The sequence below is a fragment of the Falsiroseomonas sp. genome (genome assembly GCF_051860665.1).
GTDB lineage: Bacteria > Pseudomonadota > Alphaproteobacteria > Acetobacterales > Acetobacteraceae > Falsiroseomonas.
The window spans coordinates 46,168-67,916 of the sequence record NZ_JBHYDM010000006.1 but is presented as its reverse complement, the minus strand read 5'-3'; the positions used below and the strand labels follow the sequence as shown (position 1 = coordinate 67,916).

Annotated in this window: 18 protein-coding genes and 1 tRNA gene; 3 read left to right on the top strand and 16 right to left on the bottom strand. The window is 69.9% G+C overall.

Going from position 1 to position 21,749, the window contains the following annotated elements:
• Position 1 precedes the first annotated feature (1 nt).
• The 5 genes from ACTIF1_RS08450 to glmU form a co-directional block, all read right to left on the bottom strand.
• Positions 2-1,384, bottom strand: coding sequence for a class II 3-deoxy-7-phosphoheptulonate synthase (locus tag ACTIF1_RS08450; RefSeq protein ID WP_439595954.1), 1,383 nt, complete (start codon positions 1,382-1,384; stop codon positions 2-4).
• A 64-nt stretch (positions 1,385-1,448) separates the two neighbouring features.
• Complete coding sequence (gorA, locus tag ACTIF1_RS08445; RefSeq protein WP_439595953.1) at positions 1,449-2,837, bottom strand: glutathione-disulfide reductase; 1,389 nt, start codon at positions 2,835-2,837, stop codon at positions 1,449-1,451.
• 5 nt (positions 2,838-2,842) lie between these two features.
• On the bottom strand, positions 2,843-4,321 hold the full coding sequence (gene gabD / locus ACTIF1_RS08440; protein ID WP_439595952.1) for an NADP-dependent succinate-semialdehyde dehydrogenase: 1,479 nt from the start codon (positions 4,319-4,321) through the stop codon (positions 2,843-2,845).
• Positions 4,322-4,392: 71 nt separating this feature from the next.
• Positions 4,393-6,216 carry a glutamine--fructose-6-phosphate transaminase (isomerizing) gene (glmS, locus tag ACTIF1_RS08435; protein WP_439595951.1) on the bottom strand — a complete coding sequence of 608 codons (1,824 nt, stop codon included), beginning with the start codon at positions 6,214-6,216 and terminating at the stop codon, positions 4,393-4,395.
• Entirely contained in the window at positions 6,216-7,526 is a 1,311-nt protein-coding gene (gene glmU, locus ACTIF1_RS08430) for a bifunctional UDP-N-acetylglucosamine diphosphorylase/glucosamine-1-phosphate N-acetyltransferase GlmU (RefSeq protein ID WP_439595950.1), read from the bottom strand. The genes glmS and glmU overlap by 1 nt, the downstream gene beginning before the upstream one ends.
• 112 nt (positions 7,527-7,638) lie before the next feature.
• Here glmU and ACTIF1_RS08425 point away from each other — a divergent pair, with 112 nt between their 5' ends.
• Positions 7,639-8,289, top strand: coding sequence for an HAD-IA family hydrolase (locus ACTIF1_RS08425; RefSeq protein WP_439595949.1), 651 nt, complete (start codon positions 7,639-7,641; stop codon positions 8,287-8,289).
• Here the strand turns inward: ACTIF1_RS08425 and ACTIF1_RS08420 are convergent.
• Positions 8,263-9,063, bottom strand: coding sequence for a DUF3108 domain-containing protein (locus tag ACTIF1_RS08420; protein WP_439595948.1), 801 nt, complete (start codon positions 9,061-9,063; stop codon positions 8,263-8,265). The two genes, ACTIF1_RS08425 and ACTIF1_RS08420, sit on opposite strands and share 27 nt — an antisense overlap.
• A gap of 97 nt (positions 9,064-9,160) precedes the next feature.
• Between ACTIF1_RS08420 and ACTIF1_RS08415 the strand changes: the two genes are divergently transcribed.
• A tRNA-Val gene (locus ACTIF1_RS08415) sits at positions 9,161-9,235 on the top strand.
• Positions 9,236-9,322: 87 nt separating this feature from the next.
• Here the strand turns inward: ACTIF1_RS08415 and ACTIF1_RS08410 are convergent.
• The 5 genes from ACTIF1_RS08410 to ACTIF1_RS08390 all read right to left on the bottom strand — a co-directional run bounded on the left by ACTIF1_RS08410 (position 9,323) and on the right by ACTIF1_RS08390 (position 16,493).
• Complete coding sequence (locus ACTIF1_RS08410) at positions 9,323-9,877, bottom strand: EF-hand domain-containing protein (protein WP_439595947.1); 555 nt, start codon at positions 9,875-9,877, stop codon at positions 9,323-9,325.
• A gap of 124 nt (positions 9,878-10,001) precedes the next feature.
• Entirely contained in the window at positions 10,002-11,402 is a 1,401-nt protein-coding gene (locus ACTIF1_RS08405; protein ID WP_439596135.1) for a M20/M25/M40 family metallo-hydrolase, read from the bottom strand.
• A 92-nt stretch (positions 11,403-11,494) separates the two neighbouring features.
• Positions 11,495-11,854: a hypothetical protein gene (locus ACTIF1_RS08400; RefSeq protein WP_439595946.1), complete on the bottom strand. Its 360-nt coding sequence runs from the start codon at positions 11,852-11,854 to the stop codon at positions 11,495-11,497.
• Positions 11,855-11,910: 56 nt separating this feature from the next.
• A complete protein-coding gene (locus ACTIF1_RS08395) occupies positions 11,911-13,065 on the bottom strand; it encodes an acyl-CoA dehydrogenase family protein (RefSeq protein ID WP_439595945.1) in 1,155 nt (384 codons plus the stop codon).
• A gap of 20 nt (positions 13,066-13,085) precedes the next feature.
• On the bottom strand, positions 13,086-16,493 hold the full coding sequence (locus ACTIF1_RS08390; RefSeq protein ID WP_439595944.1) for an indolepyruvate ferredoxin oxidoreductase family protein: 3,408 nt from the start codon (positions 16,491-16,493) through the stop codon (positions 13,086-13,088).
• 111 nt (positions 16,494-16,604) lie between these two features.
• On the opposite strand from ACTIF1_RS08390, the gene ACTIF1_RS08385 reads away from it, so the two are divergent.
• Positions 16,605-17,060 (top strand): Lrp/AsnC family transcriptional regulator, encoded by a 456-nt coding sequence (locus ACTIF1_RS08385; RefSeq protein WP_439595943.1) that lies wholly within the window; start codon positions 16,605-16,607, stop codon positions 17,058-17,060.
• An 8-nt stretch (positions 17,061-17,068) separates the two neighbouring features.
• Here the strand turns inward: ACTIF1_RS08385 and ACTIF1_RS08380 are convergent, their stop codons facing one another.
• The 5 genes from ACTIF1_RS08380 to ccoG are packed head-to-tail and all read right to left on the bottom strand — an operon-like array spanning position 17,069 to position 21,741.
• Positions 17,069-17,245 carry a hypothetical protein gene (locus ACTIF1_RS08380; protein ID WP_439595942.1) on the bottom strand — a complete coding sequence of 59 codons (177 nt, stop codon included), beginning with the start codon at positions 17,243-17,245 and terminating at the stop codon, positions 17,069-17,071.
• Positions 17,242-17,403: a cbb3-type cytochrome oxidase assembly protein CcoS gene (gene ccoS / locus ACTIF1_RS08375; RefSeq protein WP_439595941.1), complete on the bottom strand. Its 162-nt coding sequence runs from the start codon at positions 17,401-17,403 to the stop codon at positions 17,242-17,244. The genes ACTIF1_RS08380 and ccoS overlap by 4 nt, the downstream gene beginning before the upstream one ends.
• On the bottom strand, positions 17,403-19,766 hold the full coding sequence (locus ACTIF1_RS08370; RefSeq protein ID WP_439595940.1) for a heavy metal translocating P-type ATPase: 2,364 nt from the start codon (positions 19,764-19,766) through the stop codon (positions 17,403-17,405). The genes ccoS and ACTIF1_RS08370 overlap by 1 nt, the downstream gene beginning before the upstream one ends.
• A complete protein-coding gene (locus ACTIF1_RS08365; RefSeq protein WP_439595939.1) occupies positions 19,763-20,242 on the bottom strand; it encodes a FixH family protein in 480 nt (159 codons plus the stop codon). Before ACTIF1_RS08365 ends, ACTIF1_RS08370 begins: the two co-directional genes overlap by 4 nt.
• Positions 20,239-21,741 carry a cytochrome c oxidase accessory protein CcoG gene (ccoG, locus tag ACTIF1_RS08360; protein ID WP_439595938.1) on the bottom strand — a complete coding sequence of 501 codons (1,503 nt, stop codon included), beginning with the start codon at positions 21,739-21,741 and terminating at the stop codon, positions 20,239-20,241. The genes ACTIF1_RS08365 and ccoG overlap by 4 nt, the downstream gene beginning before the upstream one ends.
• Between the last annotated feature and the right edge of the window lie 8 nt (positions 21,742-21,749).

Below are 21,749 nucleotides of genomic sequence, written 5' to 3'. Positions count from 1 at the left end.
GTCATTGTGCGGCCTTGGCGGGCAGGACCGCCCCGCCCGGGCGCCGTGCCTTCAGCTCCTCCGAAATGAGGAAGGCCAGTTCCAGCGACTGTTCGGCATTCAGCCGCGGGTCGCAGAAGGTGGCGTAGTTGGCGGCCAGGTCGGCCTCCGTCATCCGATGCGCGCCGCCCAGACACTCGGTCACGTTCTGGCCCGTCATCTCGACATGCACGCCGGCCGGGATGGTGCCTTCCGCCGCATGGCAGTCGAAGAAGCGGCGGATTTCGGACAGGATGGAATCGAAGGAGCGCGTCTTGTAGGCGCCCGCCTTCACCGTATTGCCGTGCATCGGATCACACAGCCAGACCACGTTCCGCCCGGCGCGCTTCACTGCGGCGAGCAGGCCCGGCAGCTTGGCCTCCACCTTCTCCGCCCCCATCCGGGCGATCAGGGTCAGGCGGCCCTTCTCGTTGGAGGGGTTCAGGATCTCGGTCAGCCGCACGAGTTCATCCGCCTCCATGGAGGGGCCGACCTTCATGCCGATGGGGTTGGCCACCCCGCGCATGAATTCGACATGCGCGCCATCCGGCTGCCGGGTGCGGTCGCCGATCCACAGGAAGTGGGCGGAGCAGGCGAAATGCCGGCCGGGATGGGTGGAGGGCTGGCGGGTCAGCGCCTCCTCGAAGGGCAGCAGCAGGGATTCGTGGGAGGTATAGAACTCCGTCTCCCGCACCTGCGGCAGGTCCGACATGCCGCAGGCGCCCATGAAGCGCAGCGTCTCGTCGATCCGGTGCGCAAGGCCCGCATAGCGGTCCGCCAGCGGGCTGCGCGCGGCGAAATCGAGGTTCCAGCGATGCACCTCGTGCAGGTCGGCATAGCCGCCTGTGGCGAAGGCGCGCAGCAGATTCAGGGTCGCGGCCGATTGCAGATAGGCGAATTCCATCCGCGCCGGGTCCGGCACCCGGGCCTCCGGCGTGAAATCCGGGCCATTGACGATGTCGCCGCGGTAGGAGGGCAGCGTCACGCCCTCGATCGTCTCGCTGTCGCTGCTGCGTGGCTTGGCGAATTGCCCGGCCATGCGGCCCAGCTTCACCACCGGCAAGGCCGCCCCGAAGGTCAGCACAACGGCCATCTGCAGCAGCACCCGGAAGGTGTCGCGGATGGTATTGGCATGGAATTCGGCGAAGCTCTCCGCGCAATCGCCCCCCTGGAGGACGAAGGCGTGGCCATCACCCGCACGCGCCAGCTGGGCCTTCAGCCGATCAGCCTCACCTGCAAAAACCAGGGGCGGAAATCGGCGGACCTTGTCCTCCATGGCCCGAAGCTGGGTCGGGTTGGGATAGTCCGGAACCTGCCGGATGGGCATTGCCCGCCAGCTGTCCGGGGTCCACGCGCGCGCATTCATTGTGATCGGTGCTCCACTCCTGGCTGTAACCTTAGCGCCAGGAGCCGGCTTGTGAAACTCCGGCCTATTCGGCTGCCTGCTGGCTGGGCGGCTGCACCCCCGCTTCCCGCGCCCGGGTGCGGAGGGTGACGAATTCCTCGGCGGCCGTGGGATGGATGCCGATGGTGCGGTCGAAATCGGCCTTGGTCGCCCCCATGCGGACGGCAATCCCGATGCCCTGCATGATCTCGGCCGCATCCTCCCCCAGCATATGGGCGCCCAGCACCTTGTCCGTCTTCTGGCAGACAATGAGCTTCATCAGGGTGCGACGCCCCGGCCGGCCGCTGATCGTATGGCGCATCGGGGTGAAGCGGGTGACATAGACATCGACCGGCCCGCGCGCCGCGGCCTCGGCCTCGGACAGGCCCACCGTGCCGATCGGCGGGTTGGTGAAGACCGCGGTGGGCACATCCTCGTAGGAGGCCTTGCGCGGCTTGTTGCCGAAGAGCGTATCGGCCAGGGCATGGCCGGTGGCGGTGGCCATGGGGGTCAGGTTAACCCGGTCGATCACATCGCCCAGCGCGTAGATATGCGCCTGGCTGGTGCGGTGATCCTCATCCACCACCACGGCGCCGGATGCATTGGTTGCAACGCCCGCTTCCTCCAGCCCCAGCCCGGCGGTATTCGGGCTGCGGCCGGTGCAGAAGAAGACGGCATCGGCCTCCCGCATGAAGTTGTTCGACATGGCGACCATCAGATGGCCCTCCACCCGGGTGATCCGGGTCGGCGAGACGTCGGGGTGGAGCGTGATGCCCTGCGCCTGCAGCGCCTCCACGGTCGCGGTGCGGATATCGTCGTCGAAGCCGCGCAGCGGCAGGGCGGCGCGGTACATCACATCCACCTCCGCCCCCAGGCCGCGCAGGATGCAGGCGAATTCCAGCGCGATATAGCCGGCGCCGATCACCACCACCCGCTTCGGCAGCGCCTTCAGGGTGAAGAGGTCGTCCGAGATCAGACCGAGCTCCGCGCCGGGGATGTCCAGCCGCTGCGGCGTGCCGCCGGTGGCGATCAGGATGCGCTCCGCCGTCACCCGCTTCCCGCCCACCTGCAGCGTATGGGCATCCAGGAACTTCGCGCGGGCATCGAAGGTGGTGACGCCATTGCCGGCGAGCAGCTTGCCATAGATGCCGGAAAGGCGCGCCACCTCCCGGTCCCGCGCCTCGGCCAGCCTGGCCCAGTCATGGCCCTTGACCTCGAGATCCCAGCCGAAGGCGGCGGCATCCTCCGCCCATTGGCCGTATTCCGTGGCGTTCACCATGATCTTCTTCGGCACGCAGCCGACATTGACGCAGGTGCCGCCCCAGAACCGCTCCTCCGCCACGCCCACCCGGGCGCCGTGACCGGCCGAGATGCGGGCGCAGCGCACGCCGGCGGAGCCCCCGCCGATGACGAAGAGGTCGAAGTCATAGGCCATGCTGGTCAGGTCCCGATGCCGCCGAGGGCCAGATACTTGATCTCGAGGTAATCCTCGATCCCGTATTTCGAACCCTCGCGGCCCAGCCCGCTCTGCTTCACGCCGCCGAAGGGCGCGACCTCGGTGGAGATGATGCCCTCATTGATCCCGATGATGCCGGCCTCGATCGCTTCCGCCACCCGGAAGATGCGGCCGATGTCGCGGGAGTAGAAATAGGCGGCCAGGCCGAATTCGCTGTCATTGGCCAGCGCCACCGCCTCCTCCTCCGTCTTGAAGCGGAACAGGGGGGCGACGGGGCCGAAGGTCTCCTCGCGGAAGACCATGGCGCCGGGGGGCACATCGGCCAGGATGGTCGGCTGGAAGAAATTGCCGCCCCGCTCGTGCCGCTTGCCGCCGGTGACGATGCTGGCGCCCTTGGCGGTGGCGTCGGCGATATGCTCCTCCACCTTCGCCACGGCATCGGCATTGATCAGCGGGCCCTGGGTGACGCCCGGCTCCATGCCATTGCCGACCTTCAGCGCCTCCACCGCCGCCTTCAGCTTCTGCGTGAAGGCGTCATAGACCCCGTCCTGCACCAGGATGCGGTTGGCGCAGACGCAGGTCTGGCCGGTGTTGCGGTACTTGGAGGCGATGGTGCCCTGCACCGCGGCATCCAGATCCGCATCGTCGAAGACGATGAAGGGCGCATTGCCGCCCAGCTCCATCGAGGTCTTCTTGATGGTGGGCGCGCATTGCGCCAGCAGCTTGCGGCCGACCTCGGTGGAGCCGGTGAAGGACAGCTTTCGCACCAGCGGGTTGGAGGTGAGCTCGCCGCCCGTCTCTCCGGCCGGGCCGGTGATGACGTTGCAGACGCCGGGCGGCATGCCGGCGCGTTCCGCCAGCACCGCCAGCGCCAGGGCGCTGAAGGGGGTCTGGGAGGCCGGGCGGATCACGCCCGTGCAACCGGCGGCCCAGCCCGGACCCGCCTTGCGGGTGATCATGGCGGCCGGGAAGTTCCAGGGGGTGATGGCAGCGAAGACGCCGATCGGCTCCTTGAGCACCAGGATGCGGCGGCCCTTGGCATTCTGCGGGATGGTATCGCCGTAGATGCGCTTCCCTTCCTCGGCGAACCATTCGATGAAGCTGGCCGCATAGGCGATCTCGCCCTTGGATTCCGCCAGCGGCTTGCCCTGCTCGGCCGTCATGATGGCGGCCAGGTCGTCCGTATTGGCCAGCATCAGGTCATTCAGCTTGCGCAGGATGGCGGCCCGGTCCTTGGCCAGCATCGCGCGCCAGCCGGCGAGCGCGGCATGGGCTGCCTCGATGGCGCGGCGCGTCTCCGCGGCGCCAAGGGCCGGAACCTCGCCGATCACCTCGCCGGTCGCGGGGTTGCGCACGGCGATGGTCTTGCCGCCATCCGCCTGGACCCACTTGCCGCCAATGCAATTGGCCTGGCGGAACAGGTCCGGGTCCTTCAGCGGCAGCTTGGCCGTGACGTCCAGCATGTCGGCGCTCCTTCCCTCGATACTCCCGGAAGATAGAACTTCGGCGGAGCGATGTCAGGGGCAGGCCGACCTCACTCCACCGTCACGCTCTTCGCCAGATTGCGCGGCTGGTCCACATCCGTGCCCTTCAGCACCGCGACGTGATAGGCCAGCACCTGCACGGGAATGGCGTGCAGGATGGGCGCGGCGAAGGGATGCACCGTCGGCAGCTCGATCACCCGCTCCGCGAAGCCGCGCAGCGCCTTGGCGCCCACCGCATCCGTGAAGGCCATGATCCGCCCGCCCCGCGCCGCCGCCTCCTGCAGGTTCGAGGCGGTCTTCTCGAAAAGCGGCCCGCTGGGGCACAGCGCGATGACCGGCACGGCGCTGTCGATCAGCGCGATCGGGCCATGCTTCATCTCGCCGGCCGGATAGCCCTCGGCATGGATATAGGACAGCTCCTTCAGCTTCAGCGCGCCCTCCATGGCGATCGGCATCAGGGCGCCGCGGCCGAGGAACAGGACGTCCCGCGCCTTCACAACCTCCGCTGCCATGGCGCGGATTTCCTCGTCCTTCTCCAGGATCTGCGCCGCATGGCCCGGCACTTCCGTCAGCGTCGTGGCCAGCAGGCGGGCCGTTGCCTCGTCCAGCGTGCCGCGGGCGCGCCCGAAGCCGATGGCGAGGCAGGCCAGCAGCGCCAGCTGCGCCGTGAAGGCCTTGGTGGAAGCCACGCCGATTTCCGGCCCCGCCACCGTCAGCAGCGCCCCGTCGCTTTCGCGTGCCATGCTGCTTTCGGGGACATTGACCAGCGACAGCACCTTCTGGCCGCCCTGCCGCAGCAGGCGCAGCGCCGCCATGGTGTCCGCCGTCTCACCGGACTGGGAGACGAGGATCGCCCCGCCGCCCTCGGCCAGCGGCGGCTCGCGGTAGCGCAGCTCGCTGGCCACATCGGCATCCACCGGGATGCGCGCCAGCTGCTCGATCCAGTAGCGCCCGACCTGCGCGGCCAGGAAGGCGCTTCCACAGGCCGACATGGTCAGCCGCGGCACCACGGCGGGGTCGAAGGGCAGCGGCGGCAGGGCGACGGCGCGGGTCGCGGGATCCAGGTACTGCTGCAGCGTATCGCCCAGCACCGCCGGATGCTCGTGCAGCTCCTTTTCCATGAAATGCCGGAAATTGCCCTTGCCGACCGCGGCGCCGGAGATCGCGGTCAGCCGCACCTCGCGCTGCACCGGATGATTGCCGGCGTCGAAGAATTCCGCCCCGGTATCGGAGACGACGGCCCAGTCGCCCTCCTCCAGATAGGCGATGCGCCGCGTCATCGGCGCCAGGGCCAGCGCGTCGGAGCCCACGAACATCTCCCCGTCACCGAAGCCGATGGCGAGCGGCGCGCCCTGGCGGGCCGCGATCAGCTTGCGGGGATGGCCTGCGAACATCATGGCCAGGGCGAAGGCGCCATGCACACGGCGCAGCGCGCTGGCGGCCGCCTGTTCCGGCGTGGCGCCTTGCTGCAGGTGCCAATCCACCAGACGCGCAAAAGTCTCGGTATCGGTTTCCGTCTCGAATTCCTGGCCCTTGGCTTCGAGCTCGGTACGCAGCTCGGCATGGTTCTCGATGATGCCGTTATGCACCACGCTCACGCGCGGCGTGCCGTGCGGATGCGCATTGCGCTCCACCGGCGCGCCATGGGTCGCCCAGCGCGTATGGCCGATGCCGGTGGTGCCGGAAAGCGGGCTGCGCTCCAGCACCTCGGCCAGGTTGCCGAGCTTGCCCTCCGCCCGGCGCCGATCGATATGCCCGTTCACCAGGGTGGCGACGCCTGCGCTGTCATAGCCGCGATACTCCAGGCGGCGCAGCGCCTCCAGCAGGCGCGGCGCGGCCGCCTCCCGTCCCACGACTCCGACGATGCCGCACATCAGCCCTTCACTCCCTTGCCGCGGAAGCCTCGTCCCGGCTTGTTGGCCTGGCGGCCACGCGCGATCGCCATGGCATCGTCAGGCACGTCCTCGGTCACCACGCTGCCGGCCGCAACCAGGGCCCGCGCCCCGACCCTGACTGGGGCAACCAGCGCGGTGTCGGAGCCGATGAAGGCCCCGGCACCGATCTCGGTGCGGTGCTTGTTCACACCATCATAATTGCAGGTGATGGTACCCGCCCCGATATTGGCGCCCGCCCCGATCGCGGCATCGCCCAGATAGCTGAGATGATTCGCCTTGGCGCCCTCTCCCAGCACCGTGGCCTTGAGCTCGACGAAATTGCCGACATGCGCCTGCCGCTCGATCACGGTGCCAGGCCGCAACCGGGCAAAGGGGCCGATCACGGCGCCGGCCCGTACCACGCAGCCCTCCAGATGGCTGAAGGCGCGGATCTCGACGCCGTCCTCCACCACCACCCCGGGGCCGAAGACCACATTCGGACCGATGGTGACATCCTGGCCCAGCTGCGTATCGAAGGCGAGGACCACGCTTTCCGGCTGGATCAGCGTCGCGCCGCCGACCATGGCACGCTCCCGCAGCCGGGCCTGGGCCGTCGCTTCCGCCGCCGCCAGCTCGACCCGGCTGTTGATGCCGCGCAGTTCGGCTTCCGGTGCCTCGACGGCCACGACGCGGCGCCCCGCCTGGCGCGCGAGCCCCACCACGTCGGGCAGATAATACTCGCCCTTGGCATTGTCGTTGCGGACCGCCCGCAGCCAGCCGAAGAGCTCGGTGGCGGGCGCGCAGATGACGCCGGCATTGCAAAGCCCCACCGCGCGCTCCTCCGGCGAGGCGTCGGCCCATTCGACGACACGCTCGACCTCCCCCGCCGAATTGGTCAGGACCCGGCCGTAATGGCCCGGATCCGCCGGGCGCATGGCCACCAGCGCCAGCCCGGCCCTTTCCCGCGCCGCGGCCAGACGGCGCAGCGTATCCGGCGTGATCAGCGGGTTGTCGGCGTAGAGCACCGCCACATCGCCATCGAAATCCTCGAAAAGAGGGGACGCCTGCAGGGCCGCATGCCCGGTGCCCAGGCGCTCGGCCTGCACAACCACCGGATGTGGCGCCGCGGCGCTTTCGAGTTCCGGCATATCCGGCCCCACCACCACGACCGCCCTGTCGAAGACCTCGGAAGCCGCGGCCAGGATGTGCTGCAGCATGGGGCGGGCAGCGATGGGATGCATGGCCTTGGGCAGGCGCGACCGCATGCGGGTCCCGAGGCCGGCGGCAAGGATGATGGCGGCTTTGCTCATGGCCCCCGGTAAGCCGACCCTGCCCCGCGCCGCAAGGTGGCATCGGTCACGTCGCATTGCGTCAGGTAACGTCATGGCTTGCTGCGCGGAGGCACCGGGCTTATCGGGGCCCATGCAACCGATCGCCGTCTTCGACCTCGATGGTACGCTGGTGGACAGCGCGCCGGATCTCCACGCCGCCCTGGACCGGCTCATGGCCAGCCGCAACCTCCCTGGCTTCGGGCGGGCGGAGGTGGTCGCCATGATCGGGGACGGCGCCAAGGTTCTCGTCGAACGTGCGCTGGCCGCACGCGGCGCGGCCTTCGACCAGGCCGCGCTGGACGTCTTCCTTGAGGATTACGGCCGGAATGCTGCCGTGGAGACCGCCCCCTTCGCGGGAATTCCGGAGACGCTCGACACGCTGAGGCGCGCCGGCTGGCTGCTCGCCGTCTGCACCAACAAGCCCGTGGAGCCCGCGATCACGTTGCTGCGGGCGCTCGGTCTGGCTGACCGATTCCGCACGATCGGCGGCGGCGATTCCTACCCGACACGCAAGCCGGACCCTGCGCATCTGCTCCATACCCTGCGGGATGCGGGTGGCGAGGCGAGTCGGGCGGTGATGATCGGCGACCATCACAACGACATGGCCGCCGCCCACGGTGCCGCGGTGCCCGCGATCTTTGCCGGCTGGGGCTACGGGCCGCGGAGCATGGCGGCACACGCCCCGGTTGCGGAAACACCCGCCGATCTGCCGGCCCTATTGGCGGCGCTGCGCCACCGCTGACGATTCGGCCCGGAGCAGCACCGCGGTCGCGGTCCCGAACCAGCGGCTCGGCATTTCGATCCGAACCGGGATGGGCGGCGCCCCGGCAAAGGGCGCGGCCATCCAGGCCGTGCCCTGCTGCGGCCTTGCCGCCTCGCCGCGCGGCTGGTCGCGCAGGAAGCCGGCGACCTGGCGACCCACGAAGCGGCAGCGCAGGGCCTGGCCATGCCAGGCGTCGCCCCAGGGGCGGATGATCTCCAGACCGCCACTCTGGCTGGCGAAATCGCTGCGCCGCCGTCCATCGAAGACCGGCGCCTGGCCCTCGCAGCCGCCACTGCCCGCCACCGTGCGCGACAGCAGTGCGATGGCCGACAGCGCGTCGATGGTCCCGCGGCGGGCATCGGGCGGAACCACCTCCCGCTCCTCCTCCTCCGGCGGAAGCATGGTCTGCACCACCGGGTTGCCCGCCTCCCAGCCCAGCACCACGAGACGTTCGCGGCCGCGCCAGGTGCCCTGCGCCCGGTAGCTGCTGGGCCTGGCCTCGCCCGCCTGCCAGGCACCGACCACCTGGGCGACCTGCTGCCCCGGAACGATGGTGGCGGCGACGCCCCGCGTGCGCAGCTGCGTCTCCACCCGGTAGCCGGCCGCCGAGATATCGAACAGCGCCTCCAGCTGCAGCACCGTCATCCCCGCGGCGTAGACATCGTAGACGGCGCGGATGGGCTGGGCCCTGGCCCCATCGAGGGTCACGAGCAGGCCGAAAAGGGACAGGACGGCTGGGGGGACGATCTTCATGGCCCTGCATATCGGTCAGCCGAGCGCGCTTCCAAGGCTTGGCAGGGGGACCGCTTGACACACCCACCCCCCGGCATTATCCCCCGCACCCCGGGATGGGCGCGTAGCTCAGCGGTAGAGCATCGCCTTCACACGGCGGGGGTCACAGGTTCAATCCCTGTCGCGCCCACCATCCCGGCTCTTCGATGACAACGGGCGGCAGGCAGGCCAAAGGCCGAAGGGGCACGAAGCCCCTCCGGCCCCAAGGCGGTGGATGGCGTCAGTTCGCCGGCGCGGCGGGCGGCGGACCGCCGCGATCGGCGGGGCCACGATGCGGATGCTCGCCGGGGCGCGGGCCGCGATGCCGCGGACGGACCTCCTCGCGCGTCAGCGCCCCGTCGCTGTTGACGTCCCGCGCACGGAACATCGCCTCCGCGAAAGGCCGGATCTCCTCCAGCGTCACCTTGCCGTCACTGTTCACATCCAGCGCACGGAACATGCCCTGCGCGCCCTGCTCCATGCCGCGGCGCGGACCACGGCCGCCCATGCGGGCCGTGGCGAAGGCGCGCATCTCCTCCATCGAGACGCCGCCATCGCGGTCGGCATCCACTTCCTGGAAGCGCGCCTGCAGCCAGGCCCAGCCCTCATCCCGCGTCACCCTTCCGTCGTTATCGACATCGGCACGGGCGAAGGCCTCGCCGAGGGCGAAGCCGTGGCCGGCGCGCGGCGGGCCACCCGGGCCCGGACCCGGCGCGGGTTGGGCGAGAACCGGCAAGGCACCCGCGGCAAGCGTCAGGGCAGCACCGGCGAATAGGGCGATCCTCTTCGACAACATCTTCGTTCTCCACTGCCGACCGGATGCCGGCGACAGCAGGAAGATGGGCCGCGCCTGCAACAGGCGCGTGTCGAAGGCCCCCCCTCCGGGTGAGAAAGCGTAACGCGCTGTAGCGCCGCCTGTATCAGGCTCGCGGAGGCGTCCCGCCCTCACCCAGATCCCACCAGAGTCCGGCGAAGCTGGCGATACCCTCGCGCGCCGCTGAAATCAGCAGGTGCTCATCCGGCCCATGCTGCTTGCAGCCATTGTAGCTGTGCGGGATCCAGACCAGCGGCACGCCCAGATGGTCGACAAAGACGTCGCCCGGCAGGCCGCCGGAACTGCTGGGGATGATCTGGACCGCCTTGTTCAGCGTGCGCGCGACCGAAGCCTGCGCCCAGCCGACCCAGGGATGATCGGGCGCGGTGCGGCTGGCGGGCATACGGATGAAGGCCTTCTCGATCCGCACATCCTGGAAATGGTGCGCATCCAGATGCGCGCGCAGCGCGGACTCGAAAGTGTCGGGATCGGCGTCCACGGTGTAGCGGATCTGACAATGCGCGCGGGCATCCGGCGCCACGGCATTCACCGGATTCTCCGGCCGGCCCGAGACCATCGCCAGGACGATGAAGCTGTTCCAGCCATAGATCTTCTCGGCCGAGGTCAGCCCCGGCTCCCCCCAGCCGGCGTCGATTGTCGCGGCCCCGTCGCCGCCGCCCACCGGGCAGCCTTCGAGCACGGCCTTCACACGCGGCGGCACGCCCCCCTGCGGCAGCCAGTCGCGCACCAGGATCTTGCCGTCGCGGTCCATGATGGTGGCCAGCGCATGCGCCAGGCGGATCGCCGGATCCGTCGTCAGACCGCCCCAATGGCCCGAATGCACGCCGCCCTCGCGCAGCTTGACCACGAGGTCGAAGTGGAAGGTGCCGCGGGTGCCGGTGGCAATCGTCGGCACCTCCGGCTCCACGCGCGGACCGTCCGAGGCAATCAGCGCATCCGCGGCGAGCTCGGCCGCATGCGCCGCCACGAATTCGCGCAGGCCGCGGGATCCGCGCTCCTCCGCCATCTCGATCACCAGCTTGACATTGGCGCCGAGCTTGCCGCCGCGCTCGGCCAGCACGGCCTCCAGCGCCGCCAGGTTGATGGCGTGCTGCCCCTTGTTGTCGGCGGTGCCGCGGCCGTACCAGCGACCATCCTCCGCACTGACCTTCCAGGGGGAAAGCCCCGCGCGCCACTGGTCCTCGAGGCCGCGCACCGTGTCGCCATGCCCGTAGAGCAGCACGGTGGGCTTCGCCGGATCCTCGATGCGCATGGCCGTCAGGATGGGCCCGAAACCCTCCAGCGGGTTCGGCGAGATGGTGATCGCGAAGCCCAGCCGCTCCAGCCAGGGCTGCATCGCCTGCGTGAGATAGGTGGACAAGGCCGGTGCGGCGGCTTCCTCCTGCGACGTCGAAGGGACTGCCACGAGATCGGTCAGCAGTCGCTCGAACCCGCCGCCGTCGAAGAACTCCAATGCGCGCCCGACAGCGCCCTCCCGCGTTCCCATAAGCCTCACGATCCTGCTTCACTGAAGGGCGGCAAGATGGCGCAGGGTTACGCCCCTGTCCAACCGGGGGCGGAGGCAGCGGCCTGGAGGGGCTACCGGGTCGCCGCCGGCGCGCTGCCCGCATTGCCCGAGCCAGGAAGCCCTCCCCCCAGCACCGCGGCCGCCGCGGCGGTCGCCACCGGCAGCAGAAGCGGCATGGCCGCCGCCAGGCCGGTTCCCAGTCCCGCACCGGCGGCAGCCGCGGGCGGCAGGGCGAGAAGCGGCGCGGAAGGCAAAGGCGTGGCCAGGACCGGCACGGCGCCCAGCGACTGCGGCGGTGCGCCCTGCCCCATCATGCGCGGCGGAACAGCCACCGCCGCATCTCCCCCCACGACGAGGCTCTGCAGGGGCTGCGGCCGCGCGTCGGCGGCGACCAGCAGAAGGGCGGCGGGAAGCAGGATGCGCGACAGCATGGGATCATCCTATCCGCAACGAAGGCCCGGCGTCCCGCGCATTTCTGCGGCCTGCATCAGCGGCCCAGCAGCTGCCGCGCGATGATGACCCGCATGATCTCGTTCGTACCCTCAAGGATTCTGTGGACGCGCAGGTCGCGGACGATTTTCTCGACGCCGTATTCCGCCAGGTAGCCATAGCCGCCCAGCAGCTGCAGCGCCTCATCCGCCACGCGCGAGCCGGTATCCGTCGCGAAGCGCTTGGCCATGGCGCAGAAGGCGGTGGCATCGGCAGCGCCGGAATCCAGCTTGGCGCAGGCGCGCCAGAGCAGGGTGCGCGCCGCCTCCAGCTCCGTCGCCATGTCGGCCAGGCGGAACTGCGTCGCCTGGAAATCGACGATGGCCTTGCCGAAGGCGCGCCGTTCGCGGACATAGGCGATCGCGGTATCGAGTGCGGCCTGCGCGCCACCCAGGCTGCAGGTACCGATATTGAGGCGGCCGCCATCCAGCCCGCTCATCGCGATCCGGAAGCCATCCCCCTCAGCCCCGAGCAGCGCCTCCGCCGGCACCCTCGCCCCGGTGAAGATCACCTGACGGGTCGGCTGCGCGTTCCAGCCCATCTTCCTTTCGTTCGGCCCGAAGCTCAGCCCCTCGGCCGCCTTCGGCACCAGCATGGCGGAAACGCCGCCCGCGCCCGGGCCACCGGTGCGCACCATGGTGAGGTAGAGGTCGGAGACACCTGCCCCGCTGATGAACTGCTTGGTGCCGTCCAGCACATAGCCCGCATTGTCCCGCGTCGCGCGCGTGGCCAGCGCCGCGGCATCGCTGCCGGCCGCAGGCTCCGTCAGGCAGTAGCTGGCGATGGCCTCCATCGGGATGAGCCGTGGCAGCCATTGGCTCCGTTGCTTCGGCGTGCCGTAGCGGTCCACCATCCAGGCGACCATGTTGTGGATCGACAGGAAGGCGGAGATCGTCGGGCACCCGGTTGCCAGCGCCTCGAAGACCACGGCCGCGTCGAGGCGCGTCAGCCCCGCGCCACCGCTCTCCTCCCGCACATAGAGCGCGGCCATGCCGAGGCCAGCGGCCTCGCGCAGCACATCGACCGGAAAATGTCGGCGCTCATCCCAGTCCCGCGCATTGGGCGCCAGACGTTCCCGCGCGAAGGCCAAGGCCGTCTCGCGCAGCGCAAGCGTCGCTTCGGGCAACTCGAAGCCTGCCGGATCCTCGGGCATCTGACGTCCTCCCGCGGCGACTATAGGCGCGCCGCGATCTCCTGCCAGCGCTGCCGGACAGCCGCCAGGTTCCGGGCCTTGATCGGGCCGAAGCCCTTGATGCCGGCGGCCGCTTCCGCCCAGACGCAGATGTTCTCGTGGTTTTCCGCCGCAAGCCGCGGCAGGAAGCCTTCAATTGCGCCGCGGTAGTCCTCGATCAGGCTGCGCTCCATGCGCCGCTCCTCGGTCCGGCCGAAGGGATCGAAGGGGGTGTAGCGCAGCACCTTGCCGTGGCGCAGCAGGCCCATGGCGCGCAGCATCCAGGGCCCGAACCGGCGCTTGCGCGGCAGGCCGGTATTCGGATCGTTTGCCGAAAGCAGCGGCGGCGCGAGGTTCATCTCGACCCGCGGCTGGCCCGCGAAGCTGGCGGACAGGCTCTCACGCCATTCGGGCAGGCTGTGCAGGCGCGCCACCTCGTATTCGTCCTTGAAGGCCATCAGGCGATACAGCTGCGTGGCGACGGCCCGGCCAAGGCGCTGGGAGCCGGGCGCTGCCGCCTGCTCGGCCGCCCGGACCTTCGCGACGAAATCCCGGTAACGCTCGGCATAGGCCGCATTCTGGTAGGCGGTGAGATCCGCCGCGCAGCGCGCCACCAGGGCCTCCAGCCCTTCCACCTGGCGTGGCGCGGCCTGGCGCCCCTCCGCGGCGGCCTGGCGGCCAAGCGCGAAGGCGGCCAGGTTCCGCTCCACCTGGGCGCCATTGAGCGTGATGGCCTGCCGCAGAGCCTCGGCGCTGATCGGCAGCAGGCCACGCTGGAAGGCCAGGCCCATCAGCCAGATGTTCAGGAAGATCGCATCGCCGAGTTCCGCCACGACCTCGGAAACCGCATCCACCGCCGTCAGGTCGCGGCAGACCTCGGCGAGATTTCCCAGCATGGCCTCCGGCGCGTAGCGCGTGGCGGTGTCGCGCACGAACTGCGCCGTGGGCGAGAGCTCCGCATTCACCACGGCGGCGGTCCGGCCCGGGCCCAGCATGGGTCGGGCGTTGCGTCCATGCGCCACAACCATGTCCGAGGCCAGCAGCAGATCCGCCTGCCCTGCCCCGATGCGCGGCGCCGGAATGCTGTCCTCCGTCGCACCGACCTGGCCGATGCGCAGCTGCACGAAGACGCCGCCGCCCTTCTGGGCAAAGCCGAGCGTGTCGACGGAGCGGGAGGGCCGGCCGTCCAGATGCGCAGCCATGGCCAGGATGGCGCCGAGCGCCGTGACGCCCTGCCCGCCGACCCCCGCCACCAGCACGTTCCAGGCGACCCCATCCCGCAGTTCCGGCAGCGTCGGGTCCGACAGCGTGATGTCCTTGGCTTCCAACGGCTTCGGCCGCGCCGGCTCCGCACCTAGCAGCGTGACGAAGGACGGACAGAAAGCCTCGACGCAGGAGAGATCCTGGTTGCAGGCGGATTGGTCGATGCGCCGCTTGCGGCCCCAGGGCGTGGCGATCGGCTCCACCGCAATGCAGTTGGAGACGCGCGAGCATTCGCCGCAATCCTCGCAGACGCGCGGATTGATCATCGCGCGCCGCTCGGCCTTCGCGGCCGTGCCGCGCTTGCGCTTGCGGCGGCGCTCCGTCGCACATTCCTGGTCGTAGATCAGCGCCGTGACGCCAGGGTGTTCGCGCAGGCTGCGCTGCACCGCGTCCAGCTCGCTGCGATGGTGGAAGCCGATGCCAGCCGGCAGCAGCGGGTCGCCGCGATGCCGGTCCGGATCATCCGCCACGATCTCGATCCGCTCCACACCCTCCGCGCGCAGCTGGGCCGCGATGCGGGGGACGGTGAACTCCCCCTCCACATGCTGGCCGCCGGTCATGGCAACGGCCGAGTTCACCAGCACCTTGAAGGTGATATTGGCCTTGGCCGCGACCGCGGCGCGCAGGGCCAGGCTGCCGGAATGGGCCCAGGTGCCATCGCCGATATTGGCGAAGATATGGGGCGTATCCGTGAAGGCCATCTGGCCCAGCCAGGGAACGCCCTCCCCGCCCATCTGGGTGAAGGGCAGGCTCTCGCGCTCGGGCATCTTGGTGACGAGCCAGTGGCAGCCGATGCCGGCCAGCGCCTGCGAACCCTCCGGCACGCGGGTCGAGGTGTTATGCGGGCAGCCCGGGCAGAAGAAGGGGTCGCGAACGGAAAGCGGCTCCGCGGCCAGGCCTTCGAGCTGCTGCAATTCCCGCAGCCGGGCGGCCATCGCCTCGGTCCGCAATGCCTCGGGCAGCAGGCTGGCCAGGGCCCGCAGGATCTGGCCACCGTCCAGCTCGGCCAGATCGGACAGCAGGGGCGCCCCTGCCGCATCCCGCTTGCCCAGGATGCGGGGCGGATTGGGGGTGCCATAGAGCACATCGCGCAGCTGGGTCTCCAGGAAGGCCCGCCGATCCTCGATCACCAGGATCTGCTCCAGCCCCTGGGCGAAGCCGCGGGCGCCCTCGGCATCCAGCGGCCAGGCCAGGCCGACCTTCCAGACCCGCAGGCCGTGCCGTCGCGCCATCTCCGGGTCGATCCCGCATTCCGCCAGCACCTGGCGGAGCGCGGCGAAGGCCCTTCCGCGCACGGCGATGCCGAGCCGTGCCTGCGGACTGTCCATCACGGTGCGGTCGAAGCCATTGGCGCGGGCGAAGGCGATGGCGGCCGGCAGCTTGTACTGCCGCAGCCGCCGCTCCTGCGCCAGGGCGGCATCGGGCAGGCGGATGCCGAGGCCATCCGGCGGAATCACCACGCCATCGGGCATCTGGGTCGCGTATCGGGCCATGTCGATGCGCAGCGTCTGGCTGGCATCCATCGTCTCCGCCACGCATTTCAGCCCGGCCCAGGTTCCGGCGAAGCGGGACAGGGCGATGCCCTTGAGGCCGAATTCCAGCACCTCCGCCACCTCGCCCGGATCGAGCAGGGGGATCTCCAGGTCCTGGAAGCTGAATTCGCAGCCGGAGGTGACGGTGGAGGATTTGGCGGAGGGATCATCGCCCGACAGGGCCAGCACGCCGCCGCGCGGGGCCGTGCCAGCGGAATTGGCATGGCGCAGGACATCGCCACTGCGGTCCAGCCCCGGCCCCTTGCCGTACCAGATGCCGAAGACCCCGTCATGCCGCGCACCGGCCGAGAGGCCGACCTGCTGCGTGCCCCAGACGGCCGTGGCGGCCAGATCCTCATTCAGCCCCGGCTGGAAGACGACATCCGCCGCCTTCAGCCGCTGCGCCTGACGCCCGAGCTCAAGGTCATATCCCCCCAGCGGGGAGCCCCGGTAGCCGCTGATATAGCCGGCGGTGTTCCACCCCAGGGCCTGGTCGAGTTGCCTACGCAGCAGCGGCAGGCGCACCAGGGCCTGGATGCCGGTGAGGACCACCGGCTCCCCAGCCAGGTTCCACCGATCCTCGAGGCTGGCTTCAGGGCGTTGCAGGCTGCCCATGCGCACTCTCCCGCTGCAGGTTCCAGACCTTGGAAAGGATGGCCCCGTTGCACAAGGGAGCTTTTCCGAATTCTGTTGTGCAGCGCCGAAGAAACGGCAGAAACTTCCGGCATGGACGCGATCGACAAACGGATCCTCCGGGCCCTGGCCCGCAAGGGTCGACTGACCAATGCCGAGCTGGCCGAGGAGGTCGGGCTTTCAGCCTCACCCTGCTGGACGCGGGTCCGGCGGCTGGAGCAGGCGGGCGTCATCAAGGGCTACGCCGCCATCCTCGACCAGGGCGCGCTGGGCCTGCCGGACACGGTCTTCATCGAGGTGATGATGGAACGGCACGACGAGGACAGCCTGCGGCGCTTCGAGGAAGCGGTGCAGGCGATCCCGGAGGTCCTGGAATGCCACCTGGTGACCGGCGAATACGACTTCATGATCAAGGCGGCGGTTGGCGGAACGCTGGGCTACGAGCGCCTGCTGCGTGATCGCCTCTACCGGCTGCCCGGCATCCGTCACACACGCAGCAGCTTCGCGCTGCGCTGCCTGAAACAGGAAATGTCACCCGTTCCAGGCTGAGCGCTCGTTCAGTGGCGGGCGGCATCCTTCGCATCGAAATGATGCTTGACCTGAAGCAAGCCGAACAGGACGCCGAAGCCGAACAGCGCCAGGCCGAAGACGGCCAGGCTGGTCTCCTGCGCGGCGGCCGCCGCGGCGAGTCCGATCAGGGAGATGATGGCCGAGAGGGCGATGAAGTAGATCATTGCGGCAGGTCCTTCCTAGGCAGGTCGTCAAACAGGATACGGGAGGCAGCGCCGTCGAGGTCCTCGTACTGGCGCGCGCGAAGAGTCCATAGAAACAGCGCCAGCCCGAGCAGGCCAAGCAGCAGGGCAAGTGGCACCAGCAGGATCAGGGCATTCATCAGGCCTCCTCCTTCCCGGCACGCAGGGCGTTGAGGATGACGATCATGGAACTGCTCGCCATCACCACCGCCGCGATGAGTGGCGTCACGAAGCCGAAGACGGCGGCCGGAACCGCGACCACATTGTAGAGCAGGCTGAAGCCGATGTTCTGCTGCGCCAACGCCTGGGCGCGGCGGGCCACCCGGATGGCATAGGGCAAGGCGGCCAGGCCATCGCCCCGCAGCACGATATCCGACGCCGCCTGGGCGATGTCGGTGCCATTGGCCGGGCTGGCCGAGACATGGGCCATGGCCAGCGCCGCCGCATCGTTGATGCCGTCTCCGATCATCAGCGGCCTGGCACCCGCGGCGCGCAAGGCCTCGATCCGCGCCGCCTTGTCGCTCGGCGTCGCCCGGGCCTGCCAAGGGCCAATGCCGGTGGCCGTCGCCGCCGCCTCCACCGCCGAGATGGCGTCGCCGGAGAGAAGCTCCGTCTCCAGGCCGAGAGACTGCAGCGCGCCGACGACGCGGCCCGCATCATCGCGGAGGCGATCGCGGAAACGGAAGACGACCAGGTCCTGGCCCGGCTGCCGCAGATACAGGCTCATGCCCGAATCCGGTGTTTCCTCCACGCCGCAGAAGGCCGCGCTGCCCAGCCGGATCTCGCCATGGCGCAGTCCACAGCCCGGCACCTCCTCCACCTCGGCAAGTGCCGGCGCCTCGGGGCAGGCCCGGACCAGGGCCTGCGACAGGGGGTGGCGACTGGCGCGGGCCAGGGAGGCCGCAAGGCACAGCGCCGCGGGCGGCACCGAGGCATCCTCAAGAAGGTCCGGATGGCCCTCGGTCAGGGTGCCCGTCTTGTCCAGCACGGCGTGGTTGGCGCTCGCCAGCCGTTCCAGCGCGGTGGGTGAGGCCACCAGGACGCCGCGCCGGAACAGGGCGCCCACCGCAGCCACCTGCACCGCCGGCACCGCGATGGCGAGCCCGCAGGGGCAGGTCACGATGAGGGAGGCCACGGCCGGCACAAGGGCTTCCTGCCAAGTGACACCCGCCCCGAGCCACCAGCCCAGGAAGGTCGCCGCCGCCACCACATGCACGACCGGCACATAGAGGCGTGCGGCGCGATCGGCGATCGAGACGAAGCGACCGCGCCCCTGCTCCGCCCGCTCCAGCAAGCGGCCCAGCGCCGCCAGCGAGCCGTCACGCACCGCCGCGGCGACCCGCATCCGGAACGGCGCACCCATGTTCACCGAGCCGGCCGGGAGCATCTCGCCGGCCGCCATTTGGCGCGGCACGGATTCACCCGTCGTGGCGCCGAGGTCGAGGATCACATCCGCCGGCGCCGTGCCGTCCAGCCGCAGCCGATCCCCCGAGGCCACCAGCACAAGATCGCCGGCCCGAACGCTCTCGGCCGGAACGCCGCGCGTCGTGCCATCGGCGCAGATAAGCTCGACCGTGCCATCCTGCAGCGCCAGGAGTTCCGCCACGGCCTGCCGGGCGCGGCGGCGCATGCCGCGATCCAGTACGCGACCCGCGAGAAGCAGGGCCAGCAGCGCGGTGGCACCATCGAACCAAGTATAGGGGCCGTTCCGGATGGCCTCGCTGAGGCTCATCGCCGTGGTGGCAATCACGCCGAGGGAGACAGCCAGATCCATATTGGCGCGGCCTGCCCGGACCGCCTGCCAGGCGGGGCGGTAGAAGGGCATGCCGGCCACCAGCACCGTCGGCAGACCGATCAGCGCCGCCAGCCAATGCATCAACGCCCGCGTCTGTTCCCCCATGTCGCCGCCGACCCAGACGGCGACCGAGACCAGCATGACGTTCATCGAGCCGAAGGCGGCGATCCCCAGCGCACGCAGCAGCGCCTGACCTTCCGCATCCTCCGTCGCGCGCAGGCAGGCCGGCGACCAGGGCGCCACGCGGAAGCCGAGCTTGGTCACCAGCGCCGCAAGGTCCCGCGCGCGCTCCGCCGGTCCGCGCCAGACGATGGTCAGTCGGCGGGCCGAGAGGCTGGCCCGCGCGCGCAGCACATCCGGCTCGGCGGCCAGGGCCTGCTCGACCAGCCAGACACAGGCCCCGCAGGTCAGGCCGCTGACCATCAACTCCAGCCGCTGGGTGCCGTTCGGACCCGCGGAAGCGAGGGAGGTCGCATCGAAGGCTGGCGGCACCTCGGGCGGCCGCAGGCTGCCGGCCGCCGTCTCCTGCCGCCGGTAGAAGGCATCCAGCCCCAGGCCGCGAACCAGCGCATGGGCGCCGCTGCAGCCGGCGCAGCAAAAGGCCCCTTGCCCGGGAAGCAGAGCCGTACCGCAATGGGCGCAATGGGCGCGGGACACGCCGATCTGGCCCGGCTGGAAGCGGTCCCGACTGGCGGCTTCGCTGGTCACGGCGCGATCACCCGCCGACGAATATCGAAGGTCTCGCCGCCGGGCCCATGCAGCAGAAGCCGCGCCTCCCACTGACCCGGGCGCAGCGCGCCGGTGCTGGATTCGAAGTGGCCAGCCCGCGTCTCGCGAAAGGCGAGCGGCTGCTGCACGGCTTCCAGTGGCCGCTGCAGGAGTCCCTCCAGCAGGCCCTGTACGGGCAGGCCCTGCCGATCCGTGACCGAGACGGCCAGCGTTTCCCCACGCAGCGTCACCTGCGCCTGCCAGCCCAGCGCCTCCTGCCGCGCCGCCGTCTGCAGGACATGATTGTAGGCGCGGCCGCGATCATAGGACTTGCCGACCGTCACGCCGGTGAAGGTCGAAAGCGCGGCCCAGATCAGCCCCCCATTCACCACGACGACCAGCAGCATGCCGCCGACAAAGACCCAGGGAATCCAGCGGCTGCGGCGCGGGTCGACCGTCATCGCGATCTCGTTCATGGCCTTGGTCCCAGAAAGACACTGTGTGCCGAAGCGACGACCCGGCCCTGCGCGTCGCGCAACCGGAAGGTGACGTCGGTCGATTCACGGCCGGGCTGCCCGGCCGCCTGCGTGACGAGGACCCGCCACTGGGTGATTCCATCGGGCCGGGTCGTGACGCCGAAACGATTCTCGCCCATCACGGCACCCTCCTGGACCTGCATGTGGAGCGCGTGGGGCGCGCTGATCTCCAGCAGCAGCGTCGTGCTGACACGACCCTTGTCCGCGATCTTCAAGGTATAGGCGTTGCGCACGGACCCGTCCGACAGGGTGACGAAGAGGGGTGCCCGGTCCCGCAGAACCGAAAGGGTCACCGTCTCCCGCAAAACGAGCGCGCCCAGCATGGCGGCGGCCACGGCGCCGAGCATCGCGGCATAGAGGAGCGTGCGTGGCCTGATGAAGCGCGGCACGCGACGCGCCGCCATGCCAAGCGGCTGCCGCGCAGGGCCGGGCGGAACGGTCTGCACGGCCGCCGTAGAGGCGGCCAGATTCGCCAGTGTCTCGAAGGCGATCAGGCCCTTGGGACGCTCCAGCCGGCCCATGATGTCATCGCAGGCATCGATGCAGAGGCCACAGCCGATGCACTCAAGCTGCTGCCCATCGCGGATGTCGATGCCGGTGGGGCAGACATTCACACAGGCGCGGCAATCGACGCAGTCGCCGACGCCCTCCTGCTTGGCCTTGCCCCTGGGCTCGCCCCGCCAGTCGCGATAGGTCACGACCAGCGAATTCTCGTCCAGCATCGCCGCCTGGAAGCGCGGCCAGGGGCACATGTAGGTGCAGACCTGTTCCCGGGCCCAGCCGGCCAGCAGATAGGTGGTGCCGGAGAAGAGGGCGAAGAAGAAGTAGACCTCCAGCGAGGCGTGACCCGTCAGCAACTCCCGCGTCACGGTCGGGGCATCATTGAAGTACATGATCCAGGCGCCACCCGTCGCTGCCGCGATCAGCAGCCAGGCGAGGTGCGTCAGCGCCTTCTTGCGGAACTTGGCAACGGACCAGGGCGCCTTGTCCAGCCGCATCCGCTCGTTGCGGTCGCCCTGGATCTGCCGCTCGACCCACATGAAGAGGTCCGTCCAGACGGTCTGCGGGCAGGTAAATCCACACCAGACGCGACCGAACAGGCTTGTGGCAACGAACAGCCCGATGGCCCCCAGCACCAGCAGGCCCGTGAGGAAATAGACCTCCTGCGGCCAGATCTCGATGAAGAAGAAGTACAGGCGGCCGTTGGCGATATCGACCAGAACGGCCTGGTCCGCATTGCCCGGCCCACGGTCCCAGCGGAGCCAGGGCACCAGGTAGTAGGCGGCGAGGCACAGCGCCAGCACCACCCATTTCGCGCGACGGACCGTCCCGCTGACCGCCTTCGGATAGACCTTCTGGCGGTCGGCGTAGAGCGACTGCGCCGCGGGCGGCGTGGCCACCGGGGGACGCAGCTGGTCCTTGCGCTGGATGGTGCTCATGATCCTGA